Consider the following 3,900-nt stretch of genomic DNA (forward strand, 5'->3'; position numbering starts at 1 on the left):
CGTCGCGTGGGCGGACCACGGCGCGGTCGCGGCCGACGCCTACGCCCTCGGCTACGCCGGCACGGTCGGCCCCATCACCGCCGAGCTCGCGACCCGGATGTCGTCCTCGTGGCGCCCCGGCTGCCCGGTCCCGCTGGCCGACCTGCGGCAGGTGACCGTGACGTACCGGGACTTCGACGGCGGCGTGGCGACCGGGGAGCTGGTGGTGCACGCCGACGTGGCCGACAGCGTGGTCGCGGTGTTCGGCGAGCTGTTCGCCCTCGGGTACCCGATCCGCTCGATGCGCCTGGTGGACGACTTCGGGGGCGACGACGACGCGTCCATGGCGGCGGACAACACGTCCGCGTTCAACTGCCGCCCGATCAGCCGGGGCACGGGCTGGTCGGAGCACGCCTACGGCCGGGCGATCGACCTGAACCCCGTCGAGAACCCGTACGTGCGCGACGCGCTCGTGCTGCCGCCCGAGGGCGTCCCGTACGCGTCCCGGCCCGACGCGCCGGGTGTGCTGCACGCGGACGACGCGGTGGTGCGGGCGTTCGCGGCGCACGGCTGGCGATGGGGCGGGCAGTGGTCCTCGCCGGTCGACTACCAGCACTTCTCGATCACCGGCCGCTGACCTGCGCGGAGGCTGGCGCGGGCCGCCGAGAGGGACCTTCGGCCTGGCGTGTCCCGTGCCGCGGGGGCATGGTGGACGAGTCCCCGTTGGTGGACGGAGGTGGCGGGAGATGGACGACAGGGTGGTCGTCGGGTACGACACGTCGGCCGAGTCGGCCGCGGCGGTCCGGTGGGCCGCGACGCAGGCGCTGAGCCGCGGCTGGGAGCTCGACGTGGTGCACGTCTGGGGCTTCGCGGGCCGCGAGGGCGGCGGCGCCGGCGAGTCCTGGCTCGGGCGCGAGGTGCAGGAGCAGGTGCGCGCGGTGGCCGAGGAGGGCGCACGGATCGCGGTCGAGGCCGCGCCGGGCGTCGACGCGCGGCCGGAGGTGCGGCACGGGCCGCCGGCCCGGGTGCTGGTCGACCGGGCGGCGGACGCGCGCCTGGTGGTGGTCGGCCGCCGCGGGGCGGGTCTCGTCACGGCCCTGGTGGGCTCGGCCGCCACCGGTGTGCTGCACCGGGCCCGGTGCCCGGTGGTCGTCGTGCCGGCCGGGGCGCACGCGGGCGCCGGGCACGAGCCCGTGCTGGTGGGCTTCGACGGCTCGGCGGGGGCGTTCCGCGCGCTGGAGGCGGGGTGCGACCAGGCGTCCCACCTGGGCACGTCCGTGAGCGTCGTGACCGCCTGGACCACCGCGGTGGAGACGACCAGCCCCGCGTACTGGGCGCTGTCCTACCCGCAGCGCTCGCCCGCCGAGGTGGCGCTGGAGGAGGCCGAGCGGGTGCTCGAACGCGGCCGGTCGTGGGCGGCGTCCCGGCGGGACGTCGACGTGGCGTTCGACCTGGCCGAGGGCAGGCCCGCCCAGGTGCTGGTCCGGCGCTCGCGGCACGCCGGCCTGCTGGTGGTGGGCACGCGCGGCCGCGGCGGGTTCGCGAGCCTGGTGCTCGGCTCCACCAGCCGGCCCGTCGTGCAGCGCGCCGAGTGCCCGGTGCTGGTCACCCGGAGCCCGGAGGTGGTGCCGGAGCAGCGGCCGCCGCGGCCGGAGCGGGCGACCGCGTCGGCCTGACCTCAGGCCCGGGGGGCGGCCGTGCTCGCGCGCACGACCAGCCGCGTCGGCACCACGATCCGCGAGTCGGTCAGGGTCTCCCGGTCCCGGATCTGCCGGAGCAGCAGGTCGACCAGCCGGCTCCCGATCAGGTGGAAGTCCTGCTGCACGGTCGTCAGCGGCGGCCAGAGGAACTCGGTCAGCGGGATGTCGTCGAAGCCCACCACCGAGATGTCGTCCGGCACCCGCCGGCCCTGCTCGTAGAGCGCGCGCACGAGCCCGGCGGCCATCTCGTCGTTCGCGCAGAACACCGCGGTCACGTCGGGGTCGGCCGCCAGCAGCCGGCCCTGCTCGTACCCGGAGCGGGCGCTCCAGTCGCCGCGCACGACCGCCGGCACGACCCGGGCCGACCCCACCAGGTGCTCCCGCCAGGTGTCGACGCGGATCTCGGCGGGCGCGGAGTCCGCGGGCCCGGCCAGGTGGTGCACCGTGCGGTGGCCGAGGTCGAGGAGGTGCTGCACGGCGAGGTGCGTGCCGGTCACCTGGTCCGCCGCGACCGCCGGGTGGTGGCCCACGAACCGGGAGTCGGAGACGACCACGGGCATGCGCGGGGGCACGGCGAGGCTCGCCGGCGTGGCGGTCTCCGCCCGGATGATCACCAGGCCGTCGATCGACTGGTGCGAGAGCCGCGCCGCGGCGGCGGTCACGTCGTCCGACGAGGGGCTCTGCACGTCGACCAGGCTGACGGTGTAGCCCTCGGCGCGCGCCGCCTCCACGACGGCCTCCACGGTCCGGGACTCGCCGGTCCGGGCGAGCCGGTGCGCGATGACGCCGATGGTGCCGAAGCTGCCGTAGCGCAGCGCCCGCGCCGCGTGGTTGGGGGAGTACCCCAGCTGCTCCATCGCGGCGAGCACGCGCTCGCGGGTCGCGGGCCGGACGTTGTCCGCACCCGTCGACACCCGGGACACCGTCTGCGACGAGACGCCGGCCAGCTGGGCGACGTCGGCGATCGACGGGCCGGAGCGGCTGCGGCCCGGCGCCGGGACGGTGTCAGTCATGTCGCGATGATAGCCACATGGTGACGTCACCATCCGGGACGCGGGCGCCGCGCGGCGAGTACCGCCCGGCGGCGACCGGCGCGGCGGGACCCCATGCGCTCTGCGGGCGCGCTCCCGCGTCGTCGAGCGGATGGTGACGTCGACATCTTGCCGACCGGTCGTGTTGACACCCGTCCCGGCCGCGTGGCAACGTGGCGCCCGCGCCGCCGGATGTTGACGTCAACATCGACCGGCGCCCCGACCCCCGAAGGAGTGGCTCGCTGTGACGACCCAGAACGTCCCGGTGCCGGTGACCGCGGTGCCGCGCACCGCCGCCCGCCGGCGCACGCGACGCGGCCGGTGGGCCGGCTGGGGCTTCGTCGGCCCGTTCATGGCCGTGTTCGCCCTCGTCTTCCTCGCGCCGATCGCGTACTCGATCTACCTCAGCCTGTTCCGCAAGCAGCTGGTGGGCGGCAACTCGTTCGTCGGCCTCGAGAACTACCAGCGGGCGTTCACCGACCCGCAGTTCTGGTCGGCGGTCGGACGCGTGGGGGCGTTCCTCGTCGTGCAGGTGCCGATCATGCTCGGCCTCGCCCTGCTGGTGGCCCTCGCGATCGACAGCGGCCGGCTGTACGGCAAGAGCTTCTTCCGGATCTCGATCTTCCTGCCCTACGCCGTGCCCGCCGTGGTCGCCGCGCTCATGTGGGGCTTCATGTACGGCACCCGGTTCGGCCTGGTCGGCAACCTCAACGACCTGCTCGGGGTGCAGCTGCCGAACCCGCTGTCGCCCGACCTGGTGCTGGCGTCGATCGGCAACATCGTGACCTGGAGCTTCGTCGGCTACAACATGCTGATCTTCTACTCGGCGCTCCGGGTCGTGCCCGCCTCGCTGTACGAGGCGGCGGAGCTCGACGGCGCCAGCCAGTGGCAGGTCGTCCGGTCCATCAAGATCCCCGCGATCCGCGGCGCCCTGGTCATCGCGACGATCTTCTCGATCATCGGCAGCTTCCAGCTGTTCAACGAGCCGAGCATCCTGCAGAGCCTGGCGCCGAACGCCATCACGACGTCCTTCACCCCGAACCTGTACGCCTACTCGCTGTCCTTCTCCGGCCAGCAGTACAACTACTCGGCGACGGTCGCGATCATCATGGGCGTCCTCACGATGATCGTCGCCTACGTCGTCCAGCTGCGCGGCATGCGCAAGGAGGCGTGAGCCCGATGACGACCAC

At 74.5% G+C, this 3,900-nt stretch carries 4 protein-coding genes; 3 read left to right on the forward strand and 1 reads right to left on the reverse strand.

Annotation, left to right across the window (positions count from 1 at the left end):
• The coding region (locus G6556_RS17600) for a M15 family metallopeptidase (protein ID WP_166944274.1) at positions 1-616 on the forward strand (616 nt) is incomplete at its 5' end.
• A gap of 109 nt (positions 617-725) precedes the next feature.
• Positions 726-1,655: a universal stress protein gene (locus G6556_RS17605; protein ID WP_166944276.1), complete on the forward strand. Its 930-nt coding sequence runs from the start codon at positions 726-728 to the stop codon at positions 1,653-1,655.
• 2 nt (positions 1,656-1,657) lie between these two features.
• On the opposite strand, the gene G6556_RS17610 is transcribed toward G6556_RS17605, so the two are convergent.
• The gene (locus G6556_RS17610) at positions 1,658-2,692 is read right to left on the reverse strand and encodes a LacI family DNA-binding transcriptional regulator (protein WP_166944278.1); all 1,035 of its coding nucleotides are present in this window, start codon (positions 2,690-2,692) and stop codon (positions 1,658-1,660) included.
• 289 nt (positions 2,693-2,981) lie between these two features.
• On the opposite strand from G6556_RS17610, the gene G6556_RS17615 reads away from it, so the two are divergent.
• Complete coding sequence (locus tag G6556_RS17615; RefSeq protein ID WP_346774977.1) at positions 2,982-3,884, forward strand: sugar ABC transporter permease; 903 nt, start codon at positions 2,982-2,984, stop codon at positions 3,882-3,884.
• Positions 3,885-3,900: the final 16 nt, after the last annotated feature.

Origin of the sequence: Cellulomonas sp. IC4_254, assembly GCF_011603975.1 — a bacterium.
In the GTDB taxonomy this organism is placed as follows: domain Bacteria; phylum Actinomycetota; class Actinomycetes; order Actinomycetales; family Cellulomonadaceae; genus Cellulomonas.